This window comes from Streptomyces sp. adm13(2018) (assembly GCF_008042145.1).
GTDB lineage: Bacteria > Actinomycetota > Actinomycetes > Streptomycetales > Streptomycetaceae > Streptomyces.
The window spans coordinates 2,391-5,967 of the sequence record NZ_RDBH01000066.1; the positions used below are offsets into that span (position 1 = coordinate 2,391).

Genomic DNA, 3,577 nt, shown 5'->3' on the forward strand with positions numbered 1-3,577 from the left:
CGCAGAGGATGTCCTCCTGGGCCGAACGCGCCTCACGGCGCACGACGACCAGGTGAAGGTGCGGGGCTACCGCATCGAGCTGGGCGAGGTCGAGTCGGCGCTGTCGACGGTGGACGGGGTCGCCCGGGCGGTCGCCATGGTCCGGGAGGACACGCCGAACGACCGTCGTCTCGTCGGCTATGTGGTTCCCGTAGAGGGAGTGGTCCTGGAGGCGGAATCGGTCCGTCGTGCGGTGGCGGGGCTGCTGCCGGAGTACATGGTCCCCTCAGCCGTGGTCGTGCTGGACGCGGTGCCGCAGACCCCGAACGGCAAGACCGACCGCAAGTCCCTCCCTGCTCCCAGCACTTCAACCGTCGTCGTGCGCCGTGAGGCGCGTTCGGCCCAGGAGGACATCCTCTGCGGGCTGTTCGCGGAGATCCTGGGTCTGACCCGGGTCGGTGTCGACGACAGTTTCTTCGACCTCGGCGGCCACTCGCTGCTCGCGACCCGTCTCGTCTCCCGCATCCGCACGGTCCTCGGCGTCGAGCTGCCGGTCCGCGCACTGTTCGAGACGCCGACCGTCGCCGCCCTCGCCTCCTGCCTGGAGCGGGGAGGGGAGACCAGGCCCGCCCTCGTCGCGCGGCAGCGGCCCGCCGATGTCCCTCTGTCCTTCGCGCAGCGGCGCCTCTGGGCCCTGAGCGGGCTCGGTGCGACGGCCGGTACGTACAACATCCCGATGGTCACCCGGCTCCGCGGCCCGCTGGACGCCGGCGCGCTGGAGACCGCGCTCGCCGACGTGGTGACCCGCCACGAGTCGCTCCGCACGGTGTTCCCCGCGACGTCCGACGGCACGCCCACGCAGGTCGTGCTCGACCCGTCCGAGGCGCGCCCGTACCTGCACGTCGTCCGGGTCGCCGAGTCCGACATCGAGGCGGCCGTGGCCGCGGCGCAGCGCACGGACTTCACCCTCGACACCGATCCGCCGCTGCGCGCACAGCTGTTGGAGGTGGGCACGGACGACCACGTCCTCGTCCTGGTGCTGCACCACATCGCCGGCGACGCCTCCTCGATGCGGCCCCTGATCCGGGACCTGGCCACCGCGTACACCGCGCGTGCCGAGGGCGGGGCGCCGGAGTGGGCGCCGCTGCCGGTCCAGTACGCGGACTACGCGCTGTGGCAGCGCGAGGTGCTCGGCGACGAGTCCGACCCCGACAGCGAGATCGCCCGCCACCTCGCCCATTGGACGCGGACCCTCGCCGGCCTGCCCGAGGTGCTGGCGCTGCCCACCGACCGGCCCCGCCCGGAGGAGGCGGGCCACGAGGGCGGACTCGTGCCGCTCACGCTCGACGGCGAGCTGCACGCCGGGCTGCTCGACCTCGCCCGCTCCAGCCGGACCACGGTCTTCATGGTCCTCCAGGCGGCGCTCGCGACCCTGCTGACCCGGCTCGGTGCGGGGGAGGACATCCCGCTGGGCACGCCGGTGGCCGGGCGCGGTGACGAGGCCCTCGACGACCTCGTCGGCTTCTTCGTCAACACGCTGGTGCTGCGTACGGACACGTCCGGCAACCCGTCCTTCCGCGACCTGCTGTCCCGGGTCCGGGAGACCGACCTCGCCGCCTACGGTCACCAGGACGTGCCGTTCGAGCGGGTCGTGGACGCGGTCGCGCCGCGCCGGTCGGCCGCGCACCACCCGCTGTTCCAGGTCATGCTCTCCCTGGACAACGTCGCGCGGGCCGACGTGAGCCTCGCCGGGCTGACCGTCGACGCCGTCGGCGAGCCGGCCGGCGACGGGGCCGGGCGGGCCAAGTTCGACCTGTCGGTGCGGCTCTCCGAGCAGCGCTCCGACGAGGACGGGCCGGCCGGCCTGCACGGCACCGTGGCCTACGCGGCCGACCTGTTCGACCGGGCGACGGTGGAGGCGATGGCCGAGCGGTTCGTCACCGTCCTGAAGGCCGTGGTCGCGGACGCCGACCGGCGGATCGAGGATCTCGACATCCTCGGGGCCGCCGAGCGCGAGCTGCTGCTTGACGGCTGGAACGACACCGCCCGCCCGCTCCCGGACCTCCTGGTCCCCGAACTGATCGAGGCTCAGGTCGCCCGTACCCCCGACGCGCCCGCCGTGTCCGCGGGTGACGTGACCCTCACGTACGCGGAGCTCAACGCGCGGGCGAACCGCCTGGCGCATCTGCTGATCGGGCGGGGCGCGGGTCCGGAGTCGGTCGTGGCGATCGCGGTGCCGCGGTCGCCGGAGATGATCGTCGCCGTGCTCGCCGTGCTGAAGTCCGGCGCGGCCTACCTGCCCGTCGACACCGAGTACCCCGCCGACCGCATCGCGTACTTCTTCGAGGACGCCCGGCCCTGCCTGGTCGTCACCAGCACCCGGGCCGAGGAGCGGGTGCCGGCCGCGGCCGCCGCCGGCCGGATCGTCGTCGACGCGCCGGACACCGTGGCCGCGCTCGCCGCCCATTCGGTGCGGAACCCGGTCGACGCCGACCGGACCGCCCCGCTGACGGCCCGCACGCCCGCCTACGTCATCTACACCTCCGGCTCCACCGGCCGCCCCAAGGGCGTCGTCGTCGAGCACGGCGGCATCCCCAACATCGTCCTGGCCCGCACGGGTCCGTACGCGATGGGCCCCGGCAGCAGGGCGCTTCAGTTCGCGTCGCTCAGCTTCGACGCCGCGATGTCGGAGATCTGCACCCCGCTCTCCGCCGGAGCGTGCCTGGTCCTCGGTCCGGCCGACATGCTGCTCCAGGTCGCCGAGCTGCCCGTGCTGCTGCGCGAGCAGCGCGTCACCCACGCGACGCTGCCGCCCGCGGTGCTCGCCCAGCTCACGCCTGCGAACCTGCGCACGGTCCGCACCCTCGTGACGGCCGGCGAGGCCGCCCCGGCCGGCCTGGTCGCCACGTGGGCGCCCGGACGCCGTATGTTCAACGCGTACGGTCCCACGGAGACCACGGTCTCCTGCACCATGGCCGGGCCGCTCGCCCCCGAGGCCGGTGTGCCGCCGATCGGCGGCCCGCTGCCCAACACCCGGGTGTACGTGCTCGACGACCGGCTGCGGCCGGTCCCGGTGGGCGTCCCCGGCGAGCTGTACGTCGCCGGGATCGGCGTGGCCCGGGGCTACCTGCGGCGACCCGCGCTGAGCGCCGAGCGGTTCGTCGCCGACCCGTTCGGGCCGGCGGGCAGCCGGATGTACCGCACCGGCGACGTCGTCAGCCGGATGCGCGACGGCCGGCTGCGGTTTGTCGGCCGGGCCGACGGCCAGGTGAAGCTGCGCGGCTTCCGCATCGAACTCGGCGAGGTGGAGGCCGCCCTGACGGGCGCGCCGGGTGTCGCGCGTGCCGTGGCGACCGTACGGGAGGACCGCCCGGGCGTCCGTCAGCTGGTCGGCTACCTCGTGCCGGCCGCCGGGGCCGGAGTCGACCTCGGAGCGGTACGGACCCACCTGCGGGCCACCCTGCCCGCGCACCTGCTGCCGTCCGTCCTCATGGAGATCGAGCGGGTTCCGCTGACCGTCAACGGAAAGACCGACAAGGCGGCGCTGCCCGCCCCCGAGCCGGAAAGACCGACAAGGCGGCGCTGCCCGCCCCCGAGC

Annotated in this window: 1 protein-coding gene; it reads left to right on the plus strand. The window is 74.4% G+C overall.

Annotated elements, in window-relative coordinates:
- Nucleotides 1–52: 52 nt before the first annotated feature.
- Nucleotides 53–3,577, plus strand: a 3,525-nt coding sequence (locus tag EAO70_RS06110; RefSeq protein ID WP_148001992.1) for a non-ribosomal peptide synthetase, incomplete at its 3' end; no start/stop codon positions are given.